The 20,561-nt window shown below is 70.8% G+C and carries 17 protein-coding genes and 1 pseudogene; 12 read left to right on the top strand and 6 right to left on the bottom strand.

Annotation, left to right across the window (positions count from 1 at the left end):
• Positions 1 to 6 precede the first annotated feature (6 nt).
• The 3 genes and pseudogenes from C8D81_RS09150 to C8D81_RS21940 form a co-directional block, all read left to right on the top strand.
• Entirely contained in the window at positions 7 to 1,224 is a 1,218-nt protein-coding gene (locus tag C8D81_RS09150; protein ID WP_094355099.1) for a pyridoxal phosphate-dependent aminotransferase, read from the top strand.
• Between the two features lie 40 nt (positions 1,225 to 1,264).
• Positions 1,265 to 2,038, top strand: coding sequence for an enoyl-CoA hydratase/isomerase family protein (locus C8D81_RS09145; protein WP_208109201.1), 774 nt, complete (start codon positions 1,265 to 1,267; stop codon positions 2,036 to 2,038).
• A 190-nt stretch (positions 2,039 to 2,228) separates the two neighbouring features.
• Positions 2,229 to 2,405: pseudogene (locus tag C8D81_RS21940) on the top strand (helix-turn-helix domain-containing protein); the annotation flags it as partial.
• A gap of 435 nt (positions 2,406 to 2,840) precedes the next feature.
• Here C8D81_RS21940 and C8D81_RS09135 read toward each other — a convergent pair.
• Together C8D81_RS09135 and C8D81_RS09130 are read right to left on the bottom strand one after the other, a co-directional pair.
• Positions 2,841 to 4,124 carry a glycosyltransferase gene (locus tag C8D81_RS09135; RefSeq protein WP_094405972.1) on the bottom strand — a complete coding sequence of 428 codons (1,284 nt, stop codon included), beginning with the start codon at positions 4,122 to 4,124 and terminating at the stop codon, positions 2,841 to 2,843.
• Positions 4,121 to 5,092 carry a hypothetical protein gene (locus C8D81_RS09130; protein WP_133625958.1) on the bottom strand — a complete coding sequence of 324 codons (972 nt, stop codon included), beginning with the start codon at positions 5,090 to 5,092 and terminating at the stop codon, positions 4,121 to 4,123. Before C8D81_RS09130 ends, C8D81_RS09135 begins: the two co-directional genes overlap by 4 nt.
• A 47-nt stretch (positions 5,093 to 5,139) precedes the next feature.
• Here C8D81_RS09130 and C8D81_RS09125 point away from each other — a divergent pair, with 47 nt between their 5' ends.
• The 9 genes from C8D81_RS09125 to C8D81_RS09085 all read left to right on the top strand — a co-directional run bounded on the left by C8D81_RS09125 (position 5,140) and on the right by C8D81_RS09085 (position 15,311).
• A complete protein-coding gene (locus C8D81_RS09125; RefSeq protein ID WP_094355094.1) occupies positions 5,140 to 6,159 on the top strand; it encodes a glycosyltransferase in 1,020 nt (339 codons plus the stop codon).
• Positions 6,156 to 7,322, top strand: coding sequence for a glycosyltransferase (locus C8D81_RS09120; RefSeq protein WP_133625957.1), 1,167 nt, complete (start codon positions 6,156 to 6,158; stop codon positions 7,320 to 7,322). Before C8D81_RS09125 ends, C8D81_RS09120 begins: the two co-directional genes overlap by 4 nt.
• Complete coding sequence (locus tag C8D81_RS09115) at positions 7,322 to 8,368, top strand: hypothetical protein (protein WP_208109200.1); 1,047 nt, start codon at positions 7,322 to 7,324, stop codon at positions 8,366 to 8,368. The genes C8D81_RS09120 and C8D81_RS09115 overlap by 1 nt, the downstream gene beginning before the upstream one ends.
• Positions 8,361 to 9,173 (top strand): glycosyltransferase family 2 protein, encoded by an 813-nt coding sequence (locus tag C8D81_RS09110; protein ID WP_133625956.1) that lies wholly within the window; start codon positions 8,361 to 8,363, stop codon positions 9,171 to 9,173. Before C8D81_RS09115 ends, C8D81_RS09110 begins: the two co-directional genes overlap by 8 nt.
• 96 nt (positions 9,174 to 9,269) lie before the next feature.
• Positions 9,270 to 10,958: a ribulokinase gene (araB, locus tag C8D81_RS09105; RefSeq protein ID WP_094357766.1), complete on the top strand. Its 1,689-nt coding sequence runs from the start codon at positions 9,270 to 9,272 to the stop codon at positions 10,956 to 10,958.
• The gene (locus C8D81_RS09100) at positions 10,951 to 11,706 is read left to right on the top strand and encodes an L-ribulose-5-phosphate 4-epimerase (RefSeq protein ID WP_094357764.1); all 756 of its coding nucleotides are present in this window, start codon (positions 10,951 to 10,953) and stop codon (positions 11,704 to 11,706) included. The genes araB and C8D81_RS09100 overlap by 8 nt, the downstream gene beginning before the upstream one ends.
• A gap of 4 nt (positions 11,707 to 11,710) precedes the next feature.
• The gene (gene araA, locus C8D81_RS09095) at positions 11,711 to 13,219 is read left to right on the top strand and encodes an L-arabinose isomerase (RefSeq protein ID WP_133625955.1); all 1,509 of its coding nucleotides are present in this window, start codon (positions 11,711 to 11,713) and stop codon (positions 13,217 to 13,219) included.
• A gap of 1 nt (position 13,220) precedes the next feature.
• Positions 13,221 to 14,207: a zinc-dependent alcohol dehydrogenase gene (locus C8D81_RS09090; protein WP_094357760.1), complete on the top strand. Its 987-nt coding sequence runs from the start codon at positions 13,221 to 13,223 to the stop codon at positions 14,205 to 14,207.
• 84 nt (positions 14,208 to 14,291) lie between these two features.
• Positions 14,292 to 15,311: a LacI family DNA-binding transcriptional regulator gene (locus C8D81_RS09085; protein ID WP_229119177.1), complete on the top strand. Its 1,020-nt coding sequence runs from the start codon at positions 14,292 to 14,294 to the stop codon at positions 15,309 to 15,311.
• Here the strand turns inward: C8D81_RS09085 and mmsB are convergent.
• The 4 genes from mmsB to C8D81_RS09065 all read right to left on the bottom strand — a co-directional run bounded on the left by mmsB (position 15,308) and on the right by C8D81_RS09065 (position 20,530).
• Positions 15,308 to 16,528: a multiple monosaccharide ABC transporter permease gene (gene mmsB, locus C8D81_RS09080; protein WP_094357756.1), complete on the bottom strand. Its 1,221-nt coding sequence runs from the start codon at positions 16,526 to 16,528 to the stop codon at positions 15,308 to 15,310. The genes C8D81_RS09085 and mmsB overlap by 4 nt on opposite strands.
• Complete coding sequence (gene mmsA / locus C8D81_RS09075) at positions 16,509 to 18,065, bottom strand: multiple monosaccharide ABC transporter ATP-binding protein (protein WP_133625954.1); 1,557 nt, start codon at positions 18,063 to 18,065, stop codon at positions 16,509 to 16,511. The genes mmsB and mmsA overlap by 20 nt, the downstream gene beginning before the upstream one ends.
• A gap of 99 nt (positions 18,066 to 18,164) precedes the next feature.
• The gene (gene chvE, locus C8D81_RS09070) at positions 18,165 to 19,205 is read right to left on the bottom strand and encodes a multiple monosaccharide ABC transporter substrate-binding protein (protein WP_094357752.1); all 1,041 of its coding nucleotides are present in this window, start codon (positions 19,203 to 19,205) and stop codon (positions 18,165 to 18,167) included.
• Positions 19,206 to 19,492: 287 nt separating this feature from the next.
• The gene (locus C8D81_RS09065; protein ID WP_208109198.1) at positions 19,493 to 20,530 is read right to left on the bottom strand and encodes a LacI family DNA-binding transcriptional regulator; all 1,038 of its coding nucleotides are present in this window, start codon (positions 20,528 to 20,530) and stop codon (positions 19,493 to 19,495) included.
• Positions 20,531 to 20,561: the final 31 nt, after the last annotated feature.

Here is a 20,561-nt window from a genome sequence, read left to right as displayed (position 1 = left end):
AGGCCCATGCGCCCGATCGTTCAGTCAAAGAAGCTCCAGGACGTCCGCTACGACGTCCGCGGTCCGATCCTGGTCGAGGCCGAGCGGTTGGAGGCCGAGGGCCACCAGATCCTGAAGCTGAACATCGGCAACACCGCGCCCTTCGGATTCGCTGCCCCCGAAGCGATCGTCGCCGACATGGTGCACCACCTGCCGGACTCCCAGGGCTATTCGGATTCGCGCGGCATCCGGCCGGCCCGGACCGCGGTCGCGCAGTACTACCAGTCGCGTGGTCTGCGCGATGTGAAGGTCGACGACATCTACATCGGCAACGGGGTCTCCGAGCTGATCACGATGGTGCTGCAGGCCTTCACCGACAACGGCAACGAGATCCTGGTCCCGGCACCGGACTATCCGCTGTGGACCGGGGCGGTGACGTTGTGCGGTGGTACGCCGGTGCACTACCGCTGCGACGAGGAGAACGGCTGGAATCCGGATCTGGACGACATCGAGTCCAAGATCACCGACAACACCCAGGCGCTGGTGGTGATCAACCCGAACAATCCCACCGGTGCGGTCTATTCGGAGGAGACCATCAAGGGTCTGGTCGACATCGCCCGCCGGCACGAGCTGGTGCTGATGGCCGACGAGATCTACGAGAAGATCATCTTCGACGACGCGGTGCACCACCATGTCGCGACCTATGCCGGGGACGAGGTGCTCTGCCTGACCTTCAGCGGGCTGTCCAAGGCCTACCGGGTCTGCGGATATCGCGCCGGCTGGGTGATGATCTCCGGTCCGAAGCATCTGGCGACGGACTTCCTGGAAGGTCTGACGCTGCTGTCGAACATGCGGATGTGTGCCAATGTGCCCGCCCAGCACGCGATCCAGGCCGCACTGGGTGGGTACCAGTCGGTGGGTGAACTGGTCGCCCCCGGCGGGCGCTACCACGACCAGGCGAAGCTCGCGTCCCGGCTGCTCAACGAGATCCCGGGGGTCAGCTGTGTCGAACCGCGCGGTGCGCTCTACTGCTTCCCGAAGCTCGATCCGGAGGTCTACCGAATCACCGATGACCAGGCGTTCGTGATCGATCTGCTGCGGGCGAAGAAGATCCTGGTCACCCACGGCACCGGTTTCAACTGGTTCGAGCCGGATCATTTCCGGTTGGTGACGCTGCCCGACGAAGAGGTGTTGACCGAGGCGATCGGCCGGATCGCGGACTTCCTGGAGGGTTTCCGTGAGTGACCCCTCGACTCGCTCCGCTCGCTCGGGGAACGGGGAAAGTGTGAAGGTGGATCGGCAGGGGGCGCGGCTGACGGTGACGTTGGCGCGGCCGGAGAAGCGGAATGCGCAGACGCCGACGATGTGGGCGCGGCTGGCGGAGATCGCGCGGACCCTGGATGAGGGCGTACGCGTGGTGGTGCTGAACGCCGAGGGGCAGGACTTCTCGGCGGGACTGGACCGCGGAATGCTTTCTCCGGAAGGGATTCCGGGCGAACCGCGGGTGCTGTCGGTGGCCGCCAATCGGGGCACCGGGGAGACCGAGCAGCTGATCGCGGGGTTCCAGGAGGGCTTCACCGCGTGGGGTGAGGTGGATGCGCTGGTGATCGCGGCGGTGCAGGGCAACGCGATCGGTGCCGGCTTCCAGCTGGCGCTGGCCGCCGACCTGCGCCTGGTCACCGAGGACGTCCGGTTGGCGATGCGCGAACCGTCGCTGGGATTGGTGCCCGATCTCGGGGGAACGCTGCCGCTGGTGCGTACCCTCGGTTATTCGCGGGCGCTGGAGATCTGCGTGACCAGCCGGTTCGTCGGCGCGGGGGAGGCCGTCGGCTCCGGACTGGCGACCCTGGCGGTGCCCAACGAGAAGCTGGCCGCGGTCACCGACGAGGTGGTCGCCGCGATCCTGGAGATCCCCGACGCCGCGCTGCGCGAGACCAAGCGGCTGTTGCGCGCCGCGATCACCAACGACGTCCAGGCCCAGCTGCTCGCCGAACGCCAGGCCCAGGCACGGCTGCTGACCGGCTTGGTCGGCGCGCCGATCGGTCCTCTTCCTGGGTAGTGGCTCAGAACGCTACGGAAGTGCTGCCAGGACGGCAGCACTTCCGTACACGTTCGCGGGGGCGCCTGAGGAGAAAACCCAACGCCACCTGCGGACTCTGACAACGCGGACTCGGACAACGCGGAGTCGGACAACAACGGGGAGACACCCGAGCACGCCGAAACGGCGCCCGGCGGGGCATCGTTGATCCATGGTCGATGTCGGCGGAGTGTTGCGGCGGGTGCGCCGCGCGCTGGACCTGAATCAACGAGAGTTCGCGGAACGGCTGGGAGTGTCGGCATCGCACCTTGCCCGGTGGGAGACCGGTCAGCGCTCACCGCGGGTACCGGAACTGGTGGCCGCCCTGGAGCTGGCGGGGTTCACCCTGCACGTTCTCGATGCCGACGGAAACGCGGTGCGGCCGATGGGTGAGGCGGACACCGTCCGCGACAGACAGGGCCGCTTCCTCCCCGCGCATCTCGATGTGGAGCTGATCGATCCGTATTTCTCCGGGCTGGTTCCATGCGCCCCGCGGCGCGCGCGTCGCGAGCAGTCGCGTGCGCGGCGAGGTGAGGTGCCGGTGGATCATCCGACCGCGCAGGACGTGATCGCCGCGGAGCACGCGCGCCGGGAGCGGCGGCGGGCGAAGTGGGAGCAGGAGCGAGCGCTGGGTCTGCTGCCCGTCCCCGCCCCGACGCCGTTCGTCTGCACCTGCCCGTCGGACTGCGACGTGCTCGGCCCCTGCGTACCGAGCTGTCCCTGTCGGTGCGGAACCGACCTCGAACCGTGGGCGGAGGGGCCAGAGCTGCCACCGGCGGCCGATTCAGGGCCACCAACCACCGAACCAGCCCTCCAGGTCGACCTCGGCGGGCAACCGATGGGCAAGGGCGGGGACGGTCTCGGTGCGGAACAGCGGCCGGCCGGCGCGGCGCTCGCGGGCCAGGGCACGGGCCCGGGTGAGCCGGATGCCGGGGGCGAGCAGGATGCCGGGGGCGTCGGCACTGCCGGCCAGCCGGGCGAGTGACCGGGGCAGGGTGTCGTCGAAGCGGACCGGGGTGTCGATCGCGAGGTGCCAGATCGGGTCGGTGGTCGAAGGTGTGGTGGGAAGTTCGGCCACCACCCGCGGATCGGGCGGCAGCTCGGCGACCAGCTCCGCCCCGACCGCGATCGCGGTCCGCGGATGGGCACGGAGCAGGCTGTCCACACAGACCAGGGCCGCGGCCGGCGTACCCGACCGCAGTCGCGCCGCCAGCGTCGCCGCACCGAAACCGAGCGGCCGCGCCATCGGATGCCGCATCCGACGGGCCAGCGCCAGCGACTCCGCGTTCTTCGCCGACCGTCGGTCCTCGGGACGCCCGGCCCAGTCCGGCCCGTCGTGCAGCACCACCGCCGCCGGCTCGTGGGCCAGCAGCGCCCCGGCGTGCCAGGCGCGTTCGGCGAACTCCCAGTCCTCCCCGCCGTAACCGATCAGGGAACCGTCGAAACCACCCAGCTCCCGCAGGAAATCCCGCGTACCGGCCAGATTCGCGCTGATCACGAACCGCCACGACGAATCGTCGGCACGCAGCAGATCACCGCTGGCGGCGTACCCGTCCGCCAACCAGCGCGGCGCCTCGATCGGCTCCCCGGCACGCGGACCGGTCAGCCAGCGATGCTCCCGGCGGCCGACCACCAGGGCCTCCGGGGCCAGCGCCGGCAACCGGGTCAGGGCCGCCAACCAGCCCGGCTCCGGTACGCAGTCACCGTCCAGGAACGCCACCACCGTTCCCTCGGCCACCGCCAGCCCGAGATTCCGCGCGGCGGCGGCCCGGAACCCGCGGTCCTCCTGCCGGACCACCCGATGGGCGAGCCCGCTCGCGACCCGCGGTGCCTCGGGGGACCCGTCGTCGGCGACGATCAGTTCGATCCGGTCGGTCGGGTAACGCTGGGCCTCGAGTGCCGCGACGATCGCATCGAGCCCGGCCTGGTCGCGGTAGTAGGGCACCACCACGCTGACCGTCGGCGGCTCCTGCGTCAGCCCGGCCAGCAGGTCCCAACGGTTCTCCGGCACCGTCCAGCCACCGGGGATCGGTACCGGGGCCTGCGGCAGCTCCGCGGCAGCGCTCATCCGGCGGCCGCCCAGAACCGGCGGTACCCGGTCAGCGTCGCCGCGGTGTCCGGGCCGAGCGGCAGATCGGCGGGCAGCACGGTGCGCCGCGGATCGGCCAGCGCGGCGGCCACCGCGTCATCGATCTCCTCGACCTCGATCAGCTGCAGCGTCCCGGGTCGCAGGGCGGCCAGCTCCTCGGCGTAGGAGGAGCGCAGCACCAACGGCCGGCGCCGATGCGCGACCCAGGAATTGATCGACCCGGAGGCGGACAGGTGCCGGTGCAGCGCCAGCGGGACACCGACCCGCGCGATCTGCGCCGCCCAGGCGGTCTCGTCGAGATGCCCGGTGACCTCCAGCGGTACGCCGGACCGGTCCGCGGTGCCGCGCAGCTCGGCCACCAGGTCCTCGTGCCCGGGGCTGGGAGCGCCCAGGAACCGGACCGGCGGCCGGGGCTCCCGACCCGCCGCGGCACCGATCGCCTCCTGGTGGCCCTTGCCCGGATAGATGAACCCGAGCACCCCCAGGCTGCCGTCCGGGGCGGGGGGCAGCGGATCCGGCGGCGGGTCGACCGGCAACGGCAGCACCGTCGGTGCCGCCTCCGGCGCGAACTCGCGCACCAGCGCCGCCTCGTGTGCACTGCTCACCGCGACCGCCCGCGCCAGCCCCAACCACCGGCGGACACAGGCCGCCCTCCGGGGGAACATCTGCGCCCCGTCGGAGGGCTGCGGCACGTCATGCAGGGTGATCGTCGGCCGCGCCGGCGACCGCGCACACCACTCCACCAACCGCTCGGCCGCCTCCTCCGGGGTCGGCCCGACCAGCTGCGGGGTGAGCTGCAGATGGTACGGCGCCGCGGGCGGCGCGGCGTCGACGAGCTGCCGCTGCACCTGCACCGGCCCGCCGCCGGCATCGGCCAGTTGCCGGGCGTACCGGGTCACCCCGTGCTCCGGCGGGCCGAGCACCACCTGGATCGGATCATCCTGCATCCGCTCACGGTATCGGCCAGCCCCCCCTCGGGTACCTACAGGGCGACATGGATTCTCAGAGCGCATTGCGGGTCGCATCGGTACCCGCCGGGCACCCGTACGTGCGGGGCATCACCCCGTCGACACCGGGGGTCCGGGTCCTGCCCGATCCGATCCCCGCGGGCCGCCCGCCCGGCCAGTGGTGGCCGCCGGTGGTGCTCACCGAGGACTGGTTGCGCGCCGAGCGGCCTGATGTGCTGCATGTGCACTTCGGTTACGAATCGCTGACCGTCGACGAGTTGGCCCGCGTACTGACCGTGGTACGCGAGCTCCGGATCGGATTGGTGGTGACCGTGCACGACCTGGCCAACCCTCAGCTCACCGACCAGACGCGGCACCAGCAGCAGCTCGCCCTGCTGCTGGCGGCCGCCGATGAGGTGGTCACCCTGACCGACGGGGCCGCGCGGCTGATCGCCGCCGAGCACGACCGGCAGGCGACGGTGCTGCCGCACCCGACCCTGCTCGACCATCCGGCACCGGCCCCCGCGGCGCCGCCCGCCGGCATCGGACTGCATCTCAAATCGCTGCGCGCCGGGACCGATCTGGGCGCGGTGGCCGATGTGGTCGCGGTGGCTGCGGAACTCGGCGAGGTCTGCACGATGAGCGTCCATCCCGGTGTCCGGGGACCGCTGACGGCGTACGCCGCCCGATCGCACGTCCGCTGGTGGGAACACCAGCCGCTCACCGAGGCCGAACTGGAACGCTGGCTGGTCACCCTCGGCGTCCTCGTCCTGCCCTACGCCCACGGCACCCACTCCGGGCTGCTCGAACTCTGCCGCGACCTCGGCGTACCGGTCGCCGTCCCGAACATCGGCCAGCACGCCGATCAGCAACCCGACCCGGCCCTGCTCGCCAGCTGGCCCCCCGGTGACCGGGAGGCGCTGCGCGCCGCGCTGGCCCGGCTGCTCGCCGGCCGCGACCGGGTCCGGCCGGCGGACCGCGCGACCCGGCTCGCCGAACGCCAGGCCGTCGCCGAGCGGCACGCCCGGTTGTGGCGTGACGTGGCCCGCCGCGGGGTCCCCGCATGAGGCCGCTCCGGATCGCGGTCCTCGGCCCCTACCGCTACCCGCTCCGCCAGCCCGCCCCCGGCGGTCTCGAGGGCCATGTGATGGATCAGGTACGCCTGCTCCGGGCCCGCGGCCACGAGGTGCTGCTCGTCGCCCCGCACGGTTCCGAACAGCTCGACCCGCGCTATCCCGAGCTCGCCTTCACCCCGCTGCGCTGGCCCGTCGGCGCGGACCGCAGCGACGACCGGCTGCCGGCCGGCGGGCTGCTGCGTCAGGAGGCGGTGTACGCCCGGGCGATGCGTGCCCTGGCCGAGATCCGCCCCCGGGTCGACGTGCTGCACAACCACAGCCTGTCCGGTGCACCGCTGCGGCTCGCCGGCCGCCTCGGGCTGCCGATGATCACCACCCTGCACACCCCGGTGCTGCCGGAGATGCTGGCCGGGCTGCATGCCGCGCGGCCGCGACAGAATCGCGCCCGGCAGGCCTTCTTCTCGGTCAGCGAGCACACCAGAGCCAGCTGGGCCCGCGCCGGGGTCACCTCGCGGGTGCTGCTGAACGGGGTGGACACCACGCTGTGGCGGCCCGGTCCCGGTGGTACCGGCCTGGTCTGGTCGGGCCGGATCGTGCCGGAGAAGGCACCCCATCTGGCCGTCGCCGCGGCCCGCCGTGCGGGACTGCCGCTGCGGCTGGCGGGCCGGATCGGCGCCCCGCGCTATTTCGAGCGGGTGCTGCGGCCCGCGCTCGGCGACGGGATCGAGTACGTCGGGGAGCGCAGCGCCACCGAACTCGTCGAGCTGGTCGGCGGCAGCCGCTGCGCCCTGGTCACTCCCGGGTGGGAGGAACCCTTCGGACTGGTGCTGCCCGAGGCGTTGGCATGCGGAACGCCGGTCGCCGCCTTCGCCCGCGGTGGGTTGCGGGAGACCGGGGAACGGACCCCCGCGGTCCGGCTGGTACCGGCCGATGACGTGGCCGCGCTGGCCGATGCCGCGCGCGACCTGGGCACCGACCCGTCGCTGCGCGGGATCGCCCGACGGACCGCCGAGCAACGCTTCTCGGTCGCGCGCCGGGTCGACCTGCTGGAGCGGTGTTATGCCGAGCTCGCCGGGGTGACCGCCGGCCGCTGGTCGGATTCGCGTTCGATGATCGACCAGCTGGCGAGCGAAGTGGCCGAGGAATCCGCCTGATGAGTTCGGTGATCGGCTGGTACGCCCACCATCACGGCTCCGGCCACCTGACCCGCGCGAGGGTGGTGGCCGCGGCACTGGACCGGCCGGTCACCCTGCTCACCTCCCGGGAACGCCCGACCGAGCCGGGCCCGTTCGCCGACTGGGTCGAACTGCCCCCGGACTGGACCGCGCCCGGGTTCGACACCGACCCCGCCGGCGCCGACCCCGCCGACGCGGATCCGACCGCGCACGGGGTGTTGCACTGGGTGCCGCGCCGGCACCCGGGTCTGCGGGACCGGATGGCCGCCATCTCCGCCTGGATCCAGCGGCACCGGCCGGCGGCGATGGTGGTGGATGTCTCGGTGGAGGTGGCCGGCCTGGCCCGGTTGCACGGCATCCCGGTGATCACCATGGTGCTGCCGGGAGAGCGCGACGACCCGCCGCACCGCTGGGTGCACACCCTCGCCGACGCACTGCTCGCCCCCTGGCCCGCGGACTGGTACGACACCGGCCACCTGGCCGATCACCGCGACCGGCTGCACGCCGTCGGCGGGCTCTCCCGGTTCGCCGGGCGGGCGCGGGTCGCCGATCCGGAACCGGGCCGGGTGCTGCTGCTCGGCGGTACCGGTGGCTCGGACCCGACCGATGGGACGCAGCCCTGGCGTACCCCCGGAGCCGGTGGCGCGGCCGGTGACGGCTGGCAGTGGCAGCTGCTCGGCGGCGCCGAGGGGACCTGGCTGGCCGACCCGTGGCCGGCGCTGTGCCGGGCCGAGGTGGTGGTCTGCCAGACCGGGCAGAACGCGGTGGCGGACGCGGGAGCCGCCGGGGCCCGGCTGGTCGCGGTACCGCAGCAGCGCCCGTTCGGCGAACAGCGGGCCACCGCGCGCGCCCTGGTCGCCGCCGGGTTGGCGGTCGGCCCGGCCGAGGGCGGCTGGCCGGCGGCCGCCGACTGGCCGGGGTTGCTGCACCGCGCCCGGGACCTGCGCCCGGACTGGGACCGCTGGCAGCTGACCGGTGCCGCCGAGCGCGCCGCCGGGGTGATCGCGGGGGTCGCCGATGGCTGAACCGGCCGTGCTCACCCTCGCCACCCGGGGCCGGCTGGCGCACCTGCACAACCAGGCCGCGGCCCTGCGGGCGTACGCCCCAGCGGCCCGGCACGTGGTGGTCACCATGGGCCCGGAGTTCGACCCGGGCTGCGGGGACCTGCACGCCCACCTGCCTGCGGCCGACGGCCGATTGCCGCTGGCCGCCGCGCGGAACCTGGCCGCGGACCTGGCGATGGCCAACGGGCACCGCGAACTGGTCCTGCTCGATGTCGACTGCCTGCCCACCCCGGGGCTGCTGCCGGCGTACCGGCGGGCCCTCGCGGCCCGGCCCCGGGCGCTGCTCTGCGGGCCGGTGAGCTACCTGCCCGCCGAGACCGCCGGCGCCGACTGGCAGCAGCTGGTCACCCACCGCGCCCCGCATCCGGCCCGCCCCGACCCGCCCGCGGGCACGCTCGCCGACGGCGGCGACCACGACCTGTTCTGGTCGCTGTCCTTCGCCTGCACCGCCGAGACCTGGCGGGAACTGGGTGGCTTCTGCACCGAGTACGCCGGCTATGGCGGGGAGGACACCGACTTCGGCCGACTGGCCCGGGTGGCCGGGATCGACCTGGTCTGGGTCGGCGGCGCCGACGCGGTGCACCAGTGGCACCCCACCAGCAGCCCGCCCTGGCAGCACCTCGACGACATCCTGGTGAATGCCCGGATCTTCCACCGCCGCTGGGGTGACTGGCCGATGCGCGGCTGGTTCGAGGCCTTCGAGCAGGCTGGTGCGCTGCGGCGTACCGGATCGGGCTGGGAGAAGACCCAGTCACCCACCCGGTAACACCCGCGGCGACCCTTCCGACTGCCCGGCGGACGTCTTGACAGCCAAATTGTGAGCGCTAACATTGCGGCAACTTGGCCTAGCGAAGGACACAGGATGGGTGCGGACCACGACGAGGTGGTGATCGGAGTCGACTTCGGCTCCCTGTCCGGACGAGCGGTCGTCGTCCGGGTGCGCGACGGGAAGGAACTCGGCAGCGCGGTCCACGACTACGAGCACGCGGTGATGAGCGACCGGCTGACCGCCGGGGACGGGCGCGCGCTGGGCGCCGACTGGGCCCTGCAGGCGCCGCAGGACTACCTGTCGGTGCTCCGCCGGGCCGTTCCGGCCGCGCTCGAGTCCGCCGGGGTCGACCCGGCCCGCGTGCGGGGCATCGGTACCGACTTCACCGCATCGACGCCGATGCCGGTGCTGGCCGACGGCACCCCGGTGAGCGATCTCGACGAGTGGCGCAACAACCCCCATGCCTATGTGAAGCTGTGGAAGCACCACGCCGCCCAACCCCACGCCGACCGCATCAACGCGCTGGCCGCCGAGCGCGGTGAGCCGTGGCTCGCGCGCTACGGCGGACTGATCTCCTCGGAGTGGGAGTTCGCCAAGGGGCTGCAGCTCTTCGAGGAGGCGCCCGAGGTCTATGCGGCCACCGACCACTGGGTCGAGGCGGCCGACTGGATCGTCTGGCAGCTGTGCGGTGAGTACGTCCGGAACGCCTGCACCAACGGCTACAAGGGCATCTACCAGGACGGCCGGTACCCGAGCGAGGAGTTCTGCGAGGCGCTCTCACCCGGCTTCGGCGGATTCGTCGAGGAGAAGCTCCGGGCCCGCATCGGCGAGTTGGGTGCCCGCGCCGGGTCCCTGACCGCCGAGGCCGCGGCCTGGACCGGTCTGCCGGAGGGGATCGCCGTCGCGGTGGGCAATGTCGACGCCCACGTCACCGCCCCCGCCGCCCGGGCCACCGCACCCGGCGAGATGGTCGCGATCATGGGCACCTCCACCTGTCACGTGATGAACGGTGCCCAGCTGCGCGAGGTCGACGGCATGTGCGGGGTCGTCGACGGTGGCATCGTCGCCGGTCTCTGGGGTTACGAGGCCGGCCAGTCCGGGGTCGGCGACATCCTCGGCTGGTTCGTGGACAACTGCGTACCCGCCTCCTACGCCGAGGCGGCCGAGGCCGCCGGGATCTCGGTGCACCAGCACCTCAGCGACCTGGCCTCGCGGCAGCAGGTGGGCGAGCACGGCCTGGTGGCGCTGGACTGGCACTCGGGCAACCGGTCCATCCTCGTCGACCACGCCCTGTCCGGGGTGATCGTCGGCCAGACCCTCGCCACCCGACCGGAGGACCAGTACCGGGCCCTGATCGAGGCCACCGCCTTCGGCACCCGCACGATCGTCGAGGCCTTCGACCGCTCCGGCGTACCGGTGACCCGATTCGTGGCGGCCGGCGGCCTGCTGAAGAACCGGTTCCTGATGCAGGTGTACGCCGACGTGCTGGACATGGAGATCGCGGTGATCGGTTCCGACCAGGGCCCCGCGCTCGGCTCGGCCATCCACGCCGCGGTGGCCGCGGGGTGCTATCCGGACGTGCCGGCCGCGGCCGAGGCGATGGGCCGCCGCGTCGATGCGGCGTACCGGCCCGACCCGGACGCCGCGGCCGCCTACCGCAGGCTCTACGCCCATTACCGCCGGCTCCATGACCATCTCGGACGAGAGGCCCGCGATCTCATGCACGACCTGAAGGAGATGCGCCAGCAGGCCCTCGAGGACAGGAGGACCCGCGATGAGTGACCAGCGGCCGCGGTTGCGCGATCTGGACCGGGCGACCCGGGACGCGGTGGCGGCCTGCCGCGAGCGGGTCGCCACCCTGCACGCCGAACTGCCCCGCAACGGCCTGGTGGTCTGGACCGCGGGCAACGTCTCCGAACGGGTCCTGGGCACCGATCTGTTCGTGATCAAACCGTCCGGGGTGTCCTATGACGAACTCGCCAGCGAGGCGATGGTGGTCTGCACCCTGGACGGCGCCAAGATCGACGACGGTACGCCGGAGCGGCTGACCCCGTCCTCGGACACCGCCGCGCACGCCTACGTGTACCGGCACATGCCCGAGGTGGGCGGGGTCGTGCACACCCACTCGCCCTATGCGACCGCCTGGGCCGCGCTCGGCGAACCCATTCCCTGCGTCCTCACGATGATGGGCGACGAGTTCGGCGGCGACGTGCCGATCGGGCCCTTCGCGCTGATCGGCGACGACTCCATCGGACAGGGCATCGTGGAGACCCTGCGCGGCAGCAGATCGCCCGCGGTGCTGATGGCGAACCACGGCCCGTTCACGATCGGACCGGACGCCCGTGCCGCGGTGAAGGCGGCCGTGATGGTCGAGGAGGTCGCCCGGACCGTGCATCTGGCCCGCCAGCTGGGCATGCCGCAACCGATCCACTCCGATGCGGTCGACCGGTTGTACGCCCGCTACCAGAACGTCTATGGCCAGCCGACGGCTGCCGAGGACGCGACCCACTCCCAGAACCAGAAAGGCTGACCCGGTGCAGAATCCGTTCCAGGGCAAGGAGATCTGGTTCCTCACCGGATCGCAGGATCTCTACGGCGAGGACACCCTCCGCCAGGTGGCCGAGCAGTCGCAGGCCATCGTCGCCCAGCTCGACGAGGCCCCGGAGATCCCGATCCGCGTGGTCTGGAAACCGACGCTGAAGGATCGGGACGCGATCCGCCGCACCATGCTCGATGCCAACAGTGACGACGCCTGCGTCGGGGTGATCACCTGGATGCACACCTTCTCCCCGGCGAAGATGTGGATCGGTGGGCTGGCCGCCCTGGCCAAACCGCTGCTGCACCTGCACACGCAGGCCGCGGTGGAGCTGCCCTGGGCCACCATCGACATGGACTACATGAACCTCAACCAGGCCGCCCACGGGGACCGCGAGTTCGGGTATCTCGGGGCCCGGTTGGGTACCCGCCGCACGGTGGTCGTCGGCCACGTCAGCGATCCCCGGACCCGTGCCAGGGTCGGCGCCTGGGCCCGGGCCGCCGCGGGAGCCGCCGAACTCCGCGGCCTGCGACTCGCGCGCTTCGGTGACAACATGCGCAATGTCGCGGTCACCGAGGGGGACAAGACCGAGGTCGAGTTCAAACTCGGCGTCTCGGTGAACTCCTGGGCGGTCAACGAACTCGTCGAGGCGGTCGACGCGGTTCCGGACGCCGAGGTGGACGCCCTCTGCGCACAGTACGACCGGGACTACGAGGTGGCACCGGAACTGGGCCCCGACGGGGATCGGCGGGACTCGCTGCGGGTCGCCGCGCGGATCGAGCTGGGCCTGCGGTCGTTCCTCGACGGCGGTGGTTTCGGGGCCTTCACCACCAACTTCGAGGACCTGGGCGGGCTCCGCCAGCTGCCCGGCCTGGCCGTGCAGCGGTTGATGGCCGACGGATACGGGTTCGGCGCCGAGGGCGACTGGAAGACCGCGATCCTGGTCCGGGTGGCCAAGGTGATGGGCCATGGTCTGCCGGGTGGCGCCTCGCTGATGGAGGACTACAGCTATGAACTGACGCCCGGTCGGGAGAAGATCCTCGGCGCGCACATGCTGGAGATCTGTCCCTCGCTGACCACCGCGCGGCCGCGGCTGGAGGTCCACCCGTTGAGCATCGGCAACCGCGAGGACCCGGTCCGGTTGGTCTTCGAGGCCGATCCGGGCCCGGGCATCGTGGTCGCGATGGCCGACCTCGGCGAGCGGCTCCGGCTGACCGCCAATGTGGTCGACCTGGTCGCCGCGGACGCCCCGCTGCCCAACCTTCCGGTGGCGCACGCCGTCTGGGAGCCGGAACCGGACTTCGCGACCTCGGCGGAATGCTGGATCACCGCCGGCGCGGCCCATCACACGGTGCTCAGCAGCGCCGTCGGTCTCGACGTCTGGGAGGCGCTGGCGGACATGGTCGACATCGAGCTGGCCGTCATCGACGACCGGACCACCACTCGCGGTTTCGCCGACGCGCTGCGCTGGGAGCACGCCTACCGTCGCCTCACCCGAGGGGCCTGAGGTGCGCGCGGCGCGGTTGTACGCCCCCGGTGATCTGCGGCTCGCCGAGGAGCCGGCGCCCGAGTCGCGTCCGGGGTGGACCCGGATCGCGGTCGGGGCGGTCGGGTTGTGTGGCTCGGATCTGCACTGGTACGCCGAGGGCGGGATCGGCGACGCCCGTCTCGACCAGCCCGTCGTGCCCGGTCACGAGATGGGTGGTGTGGCCCTCGACGGTCCCTACGCCGGCCGGGTCGTCGCGATCGATCCGTCCATCCCCTGTGATCGGTGCGAGCACTGCCGCGAGGGGAATCCCAACCTGTGCGAGCACCAGGACTTCGCCGGGCACGGCGGCTTCGACGGCGGGCTGCAGGAGGAACTGCGCTGGCCGACCGACCGGCTCCACCCGATGCCGGAGGGGATCGACCCGGTGGCCGCCTCGGTGCTGGAACCACTGGGGGTGGCCATCCACGCCTGGGATCTGGGGCACGTGCGGCTGGCGGACCGGGTCGCGGTCGTCGGCTGCGGCCCGATCGGCCTGCTGCTGGTCCAACTGGCCGTGTCCCTGGGGGCACGGGAGGTGTGGGCGGTGGAACCACTGGCCCACCGGCGGGCTGCGGCCGAACGCTATGGCGCGGATCGGGTGCTGACCCCCGACCAGGCCCGGGAACAACCACCCGCCTCCTGCGAGGTGGTCTTCGAGGTGCACGGGGGACCCGATGCGGTCGAGCTCTCGATGCAGCTGGCCCGCGGCGGCGGACGGGTCGCCCTGGTCGGCATCCCCGATGAGGACCGGACCACCTTCACGGCCTCGCTCGCGCGCCGCAAGGGACTCACCCTGGTCTGCGTACGCCGGATGAAGGAGGTGTACGCCCGCGCGGTCACCGCCGTGCAGCGCGGACACGTCGACCTGGACTCGCTGGTCAGCGACCGGTTCCCGCTGGCCGATGCCGCCGCCGGGTTCGACTTCGCCGCCCGGCGGGCAGGTCTCAAGACCGTCATCGAGATCTGAGCCACCGGCGACTGCGAGGAACGGCGGCGTGCTGGAATAGCGCCGCGCCACCTCGTCCGGGTGGAGCTGTCGAGGAGGTCAAGGGTGAGCGAACGATCCGGCGGGCGGACCCGACCGCCGAGCATGATGGATGTGGCCGCGTTGGCCGGGGTCTCGCACCAGACGGTCTCCCGGGTCTTCAACGAGGCCGACAGCGTCCGTGCCGCGACCCGGGATCGGGTGCTCGCCGCGGTGGACCAGCTGGGCTACCGGCGCAATCTGTCGGCGCGGGCCCTGGCCACCCACCGCTCCGGTCTGATCGGGGTGCTGTCGGGCGGCTCCCCGCTGCTCGGTCCGGCCAGCACGCTGAGTGCGGTGGAGGCCGCCGCCCGGCGGCACGGGTACGCCACCCTGGTGGGCATCGTCGGTGAGGACGACCCCGAGGAACCGGTGTCCCTGGTCGACTCGTTCGCGGCCCGCGGGGTCGACGGCATCGTCGCGATCGTGGGACGCGAGGCGATGGCCGCACCCCTGTTGGACCTGGTGCCCGCGATCCCGATGATCGTGGTGGCCGATGTGGGGGAGTCCTCGGAGCAGCCCAGTGTGGTCGCGGTCGATCACGCGGCCGGCGCCCGGGCCGCCACCCAGCATCTGATCGAGCTCGGTCATCGCCGGATCGCCCATCTCGCCGGGCCGGTGGACTGGTTCGACGCCCGGTCCCGGATCCGCGGCTGGCGTTCGGCGATGGCGGACGCCGGTCTGGACGGGCCGCTGCTCGAGGGGGACTGGACCGCCGCCCGCGGTCACGCCCTCGGTGAGCAGCTCGCCCGTTCCGGTCTGCCCGACGCGGTGGTCTGCGGCAACGACCTGATCGCCCTCGGTCTCATCGCGGCGCTCCGGGAACGGGGCATCGGGGTGCCGGACCGGGTGAGCGTCGTCGGTTACGACGACATGCCCGGCTCCGCCTTCTTCGCCCCGGCGCTGACCACGGTTCGCCAGCCCTTCGACGAGCTCGCGTCCGCCTGCCTGGAGACCCTGGTCGCGCAGATCGGGGGCGAGGGGCCGGCGCGCCGGCTGATCGCCCCCGAACTGCGGATCCGGGCCAGCACCGCACCGCTCGCCTAGGCGTTGGCTCCGCGGCGCTTGTTGAAGATGTCGAAGGCGACCGCCAGCAGCAGCACGAAGCCCTTGATGAAGGACTGGACCTCGCTGCCGAGCCCGAGCAGGGACATGCCGCTGTTCAGCACGCCCATGGTGAGGCCGCCGATCATCGCGCCGGTCACCGTTCCGACGCCACCGGTCACCGCCGCACCGCCGATGAACACCGCGGCGATCGCATCGAGTTCGAAGCCACTGCCGGCGTTCGGCAGGGCCGAGTTGGTGCGCGCGGTGAACGCGATGCCGGCGATGCCGGCGAGCACACCCATGTTCACGAACAGCAGGAAGTCGACCTTCTTGGTGTTCACACCCGACAACTGCGCCGCCAACAGATTTCCACCGCGGGCATAGACATTGCGGCCGAAGACGCTGTTCGACATCACCGTGGAGTAGATGAGGATGAGCGCCGCCAGGATCACCAGCACGATCGGGGTGCCCTGGTAGCTGGCCAGCACGAAGGTCAGCCCGACCAGGAAGGCGCAGATGACGACCAGCTTGAGGACGAACCACTGGATCGGATCGCTCTCCAGGTTGAGGCGGACCCGTTTGCGGCGTTCGTTGACCTGGCTGGCGACCAGCGCGATGGTCGCGACGGCGCCGAGGATCAGGGTGAGTATCTCGAACACCGATTGCCCGCCCGTCAGATCGGGCAGGAACCCCGAGCCGATCGCGGTGTACTCGGCGGGGAAGGGGGTGATCGGGACGTTCTGCAGCACCATCTGGGTGAGGCCGCGGAAGGTCAGCATCCCGGCCAGGGTGACGATGAACGCCGGAATGCCCACATAGGCGACCCAGAACCCCTGCCAGGCACCGATCAGCGCCCCGATGGCCAGGGAGAGGACGACACCCAGCCACCACGGCATGCCCATCTTCACGATGAAGATGCCGCTCATCGCACCGACGAAGGCGACCACCGAGCCCACCGAGAGGTCGATGTGCCCGGCGATGATGATCATCACCATTCCGATGGCGAGGATCAGCACGTAGGCGTTCTGGTTGATGATGCTGGTCACGTTCCGCGGGGTGAGCAGATTGCCGTCGGTCAGCACCTGGAAGAGGAGGATGATCACCGCCAGGGCGATGATCAGGCCCACCTGCCGGAGCCGGCTCGCCAGGAACGCGCCGACACCGTGGCTGGTCTCGGGCGCCGGGGTCTGGGGCGCCTCAGTGGTCGATGTGCTCACGCGCTTCTTCCTTCTCTCGGGTCATGTACTGCATGAGTCGTTCCTGGGTGGCCTCGGCGACGGGCAGCTCGCCGGTGATCCGGCCGGCGGACATGGCGTAGATGCGATCACAGGTGCCGAGGAGCTCGGGCAACTCGCTGGAGATCATCAGCACCGCCTTCCCGGCGGCGGCCAGCTCGTTGATGATGGTGTAGATCTCGTATTTCGCACCCACGTCGATGCCGCGGGTCGGTTCATCGAGGATCAGCACGTCGGGGTCGGAATACATCCACTTCGACAGCACGACCTTCTGCTGGTTGCCGCCGGACAGCTTGCCCACGATCGCATCCACATTGGGAGCCTTGATCCGCATCTTCCGCAGATAGTCGTTGGCCACGATCTGTTCGTTGTTCGCATCGACCCAACCGAGCCGCGACAGCTTGTCCAGGGAGGCGGCAGAGATGTTGGTGCGGATCGACTGGATGAGGTTGAGTCCATAGACCTTGCGATCCTCGGTGGCGTACGCGAGGCCGGCATCGATGGCCTGGCGTACGCTCCTCGCCCGCACCGGTCTGCCGTTGACGAACAGGTCGCCGGAAATGTTGTGACCGTAGGAATGCCCGAACACGCTCATCGCCAGCTCGGTGCGTCCGGCACCCATCAGACCGGCGATGCCGACCACCTCACCGGCCCGGACGTTCAGCGACGCGTCATTGACCACGATCCGGCTGGTCTCCAGGGGATGGTGCACGGTCCAGTTCTCGATCCGCAGCGTCTCCTCACCCGGATTGCTCTCCCGGGCGGGGAAGCGGTTCTCCAGGGCCCGGCCGACCATTCCGCGGATGATCCGGTCCTCGGTGAGCTCGGCGTCGTTCTGCAGCGTCTCGATCGTCTGCCCGTCGCGGAGGATCGTCACCCGGTCGGCGATCGCGCGGATCTCGTTGAGCTTGTGGCTGATGATGATGCAGGTGACACCCTCGTCCCGGAGGCCGCGGATCAGGTCGAGCAGGTGTGCGGAGTCCTCGTCGTTGAGTGCGGCGGTCGGCTCGTCCAGGATCAGGATCCGGACGTCCTTCGACAGCGCCTTGGCGATCTCCACCAGCTGCTGCTTGCCGACCCCGATGTCGAGGATCTTGGTGGCCGGGTTCTCCCGCAGACCGACCCGCTGGATGAGCCGGGCCGCCTCGATGTTGGTGGCGTTCCAGTCCACCAGGCCGATCCGATTGCGGCGTTCGTTGCCCAGGAAGATGTTCTCGGCGATCGACAGGTACGGGCTCAACGCGAGTTCCTGGTGGATGATGACGATGCCGTCGCGTTCGGAGTCGCGGATGCCGCCGAACTCGGCCGGCTTTCCGTCGAGCTCGATCTCCCCGGTGTAGCTGCCGTGGCGGTACACCCCGGAGAGGACCTTCATCAGGGTGGACTTCCCGGCCCCGTTCTCACCGCAGATCGCGTGCACCTCACCGCGTTGGACGGTCAGGTTCACATTCTTCAGGGCGACCACCCCCGAGAACGTCTTCGTGATGTCCCGCATCTGCAGGATGTGCTGAGCTGTCATCGTTCTCCCAGTCGGAGTTTGAGCCGGAGTCGGGAACCGGAGCGGGCAGGGCCGGTTGCTGCCCCGCCCGCGACGACGGCTCTCGGTCGGGCCGAGGGGTCACTGACCCTTCTCGACTTCTTCCTTGGTGTAGTAACCGGAATCGACGATCTCCTTGACCAGGTTGTCCTTGGTGATGATCACCGACTGGTGCAGGTAGGCCGGGACGACCTTCACCTTGTTGTTGTAGGTGGTGGTGTCGTTGGTCTCGGGGGTCCGCCCGTTCAGCACGGCGTCGACCATCTGCGCCGCGGTGTCGCCGAGTTTCCTGGTGTCCTTGAAGATCGTCGAATACTGGACGCCGTCGAGGATCAACTTGTCCGAGGGCTTCTCGGCGTCCTGTCCGGTGACGATCGGGTTCGGGATACCGGCGGCCTTGGTGGCGTTCAGGACGCCTCGGGAGAGGCCGTCGTAGGGGGAGAGCACCCCGTCGAGCTTCGTGCCCTGGGCGTAGAAGCCGTTGAGGATGGTCTCCATCCGGGCCTGCGCGGTCTCCTGCTTCCATTGCTGGATCGCGCACTGGCTGAACTCGGTCTGTCCCGAGACCACCTTCAGCACACCCTTGTCGACGAACGGCTTGATGACGCTCATCGCACCCTGCCAGAAGTACTGGGCGTTGTTGTCGTCCGGCGATCCGCCGAAGTACTCGATGTTCAACGGCCCGGTCTTGCCGGTCTCCTTGCCGTCGGCGTCGAGGAGCCCGAGGCCGATGAGCAGTGAGGTGCCCTGCTGCACGCCGACCTTCTGGTTGTCGAAGGTGACGTAGTAGTCGACGTTCGGGGTGCCGTTGATCAACCGGTCGTAGGCGATGATCTTGACCCCCGACTGGGCCGCCGAGGCCAACTGCTGGGTGAGGGCCGTGCCGTCGATCGATGCGACGATGAGCGCCTTCGCGCCCTTGTTGATCATCGACTCCAACTGCTGCTGCTGATCGGGGACCTTGTCGTTCGCGTACTGCAGATCGACCTTGTAACCGAGGGCCTCCAGCTTCGCCTGGATGTTGTTGCCGTCATCGATCCAGCGTTCCGAGGTCTTCGTCGGCATCGCGACGCCGACCAGAGCACCCTTGTTGTCACCCGGTGCCGCTGACCCGCTCGCCATTCCCGCGCGCTCACCGGAGCATGCGGTGAGGCCCAGTCCGAGCGCAACCAGGGACGTCGTTCCCAGGAAAGTCCTTCTGTCCACAACTCATCCTTTCCTTCCGGCGGGCCTCGTTGCCTGCTCGGTACGGCCGGGACCTGACACTTCGGCGCCGCTCCTGCTCTCCCTCGGCATCGAGCGGTCTGCGGACGGCGTCCGGCTTGAAGTCAGGCCTCATGGGACCGGTCACATGATAGGCATGACGGGGATTCGTCAGTCAAGGGATTCGGCCACGATCGGTGGGGCCGTCACCGACTCGTGATGTTGCGAACCGACTCGCGGACCACCAGCGCGACGGTGCTGGCGGGGGTGATGTCGAGGCGGGTGGCGGCCATCGGGGCGCCCGGTGGCGGGGTGATCAGCCGCGCCACACAGCGCCGGCCCATCGAGGCGAAGTCCTGCCGGACGGTGGTCAGCGGTGGGGCGAAGTATGCCGCCTCCGGGATGTCGTCGAAGCCGACGACGCTCACGTCCTCGGGGACCGACAGGTTGCGGAGGCGGACCGCATGGATCAGCCCGAGCGCCATCTGGTCGTTGGAGCAGAACACGGCGGTGGCGCCGCTCGCCACGATCGGGTCCGCCAGGGCGGCGCCGCTCGCGGACGACCAGTCGCCGTGCACCACGGGCAACGGATCGAGACCCCGCGCGGTCAGCTCGTCCCGATAGCCGTGCAACCGCGCCTCGGCCTCCATCCAGTCGGCGGGTCCGGCCAGGTGGGCGATCCGCCGATGGCCCTGGTCCGCCAGATGGGCCACCGCCAGCCGGGCACCGTGGCGCTGGTCGGCGAAGATCTCCAGATCGGTCTCGTCGTCGACGCGCGAGTGCAACAGCACATAGGGGATGTCCAACTCCAGTTGGGTGACCTCCTTCAGCACCGGCCGCTGCGGGGCGATCACCACGATGCCGGCGACCTGCTGGGAGACGAGGAACTCCAGGCCCTCGCGGATCATGTCGGAGGAGGTGTCGGTCAGCGGGACCGTGAACGAGACGAACCCGTAGGCGACGGCGGCCTCCTCGATCGCCTGGATGGCGGCGATCGGGCCGTACTGGGTGCGCTGCAGGGCGAGTACGCCGATGACGTGCGAGCTGTTGCGACCCAGCGCCCGGGCCACCGCGTTCGGCCGGTACCGCATCTGCTCGATGACCTGCAGCACCCGGTCGCGGGTCTCGGGGCGCAGACTCGGATGGTTGTTGATGACCCGGGAGACGGTCTGCCGTGACACCCCGGCCTCGCGCGCGACGTCGCGGATGCTCGGCGAGCGTCGTCGCTGATTGGCTGCCGTCACGGTCGTCCTGTCTGCTGGATCACGCCCATAC

The sequence above is a fragment of the Enemella evansiae genome (genome assembly GCF_004362375.1).
Taxonomy (GTDB): domain Bacteria; phylum Actinomycetota; class Actinomycetes; order Propionibacteriales; family Propionibacteriaceae; genus Enemella; species Enemella evansiae.
The sequence above is the reverse complement of the archived record's forward strand: the minus strand, read 5'-3'. Positions and strand labels throughout refer to the sequence as shown.

Excerpts from the sequence above, each read along its gene's own strand:
- C8D81_RS09150 (WP_094355099.1), top strand. The coding sequence starts at position 7 with ATGCGCCCGATCGTTCAGTCAAAGAAGCTCCAGGACGTCCGCTACGAC.
- C8D81_RS09135 (WP_094405972.1), bottom strand. The coding sequence starts at position 4,124 with ATGAGCGCTGCCGCGGAGCTGCCGCAGGCCCCGGTACCGATCCCCGGT.
- C8D81_RS09130 (WP_133625958.1), bottom strand. The coding sequence starts at position 5,092 with ATGCAGGATGATCCGATCCAGGTGGTGCTCGGCCCGCCGGAGCACGGG.
- C8D81_RS09125 (WP_094355094.1), top strand. The coding sequence starts at position 5,140 with ATGGATTCTCAGAGCGCATTGCGGGTCGCATCGGTACCCGCCGGGCAC.
- C8D81_RS09120 (WP_133625957.1), top strand. The coding sequence starts at position 6,156 with ATGAGGCCGCTCCGGATCGCGGTCCTCGGCCCCTACCGCTACCCGCTC.
- C8D81_RS09115 (WP_208109200.1), top strand. The coding sequence starts at position 7,322 with ATGAGTTCGGTGATCGGCTGGTACGCCCACCATCACGGCTCCGGCCAC.
- C8D81_RS09110 (WP_133625956.1), top strand. The coding sequence starts at position 8,361 with ATGGCTGAACCGGCCGTGCTCACCCTCGCCACCCGGGGCCGGCTGGCG.
- araB (WP_094357766.1), top strand. The coding sequence starts at position 9,270 with ATGGGTGCGGACCACGACGAGGTGGTGATCGGAGTCGACTTCGGCTCC.
- C8D81_RS09100 (WP_094357764.1), top strand. The coding sequence starts at position 10,951 with ATGAGTGACCAGCGGCCGCGGTTGCGCGATCTGGACCGGGCGACCCGG.
- mmsA (WP_133625954.1), bottom strand. The coding sequence starts at position 18,065 with ATGACAGCTCAGCACATCCTGCAGATGCGGGACATCACGAAGACGTTC.
- chvE (WP_094357752.1), bottom strand. The coding sequence starts at position 19,205 with ATGGCGAGCGGGTCAGCGGCACCGGGTGACAACAAGGGTGCTCTGGTC.